At 31.3% G+C, this 569-nt stretch carries 1 protein-coding gene; it reads right to left on the reverse strand.

What is annotated here, in order from left to right:
- Nucleotides 1-456: 456 nt before the first annotated feature.
- A partial coding sequence (locus IDG60_RS21645) for a hypothetical protein (protein ID WP_241013313.1) occupies nt 457-569 on the reverse strand: 113 nt, incomplete at its 5' end.

Raw genomic sequence — 569 nt, forward strand, 5'->3', positions numbered from 1 at the left:
AATACATTAAATTGAAGAAACATCCGGTCGCAAAAACCCTATAAAATACGAGGAAAGATAATTATACGTGTTTTCAATATCCTTTGTGTCATGATAAGGTGAGACTGAGGTATGTGTGCAGTAACAGCGACAGCTGTATAAATTTGAAACATTAAATATGAAATAAATCACTTTCGTTGAATTCGCACTTAAAATGAATTTAAACGAAGGTGTTTTTAATTTCATGATTTATGAGGGCATACGTAATGTTAATCAACGAAGCGCGTTTATACAGAAATGTATTTTCTGTGATGTTACGCAATGATTTAAAGCGTTATATAGATTTTTAGTGAAGCACGCAATGATTTAAAGGATAAACGTATTTTAAAAAGGGAGTCTTGATTTAGCAAAGGTTGATTTTAAATACAAATTAAAAAGCGCCCAAATCAATGAGATTCGAGCGCTAATTTAAATATTTTAAAATATACCAATTACTTTCATCCAAAGTGATCCTAAACCAATCCAGATAATAAAGTAGACGAAACCTAAGATCAAGTTCATTGTCCACCAACGTTTTTGAGTCACGTAAC

Source organism: Staphylococcus sp. EG-SA-2 (genome assembly GCF_017152085.1).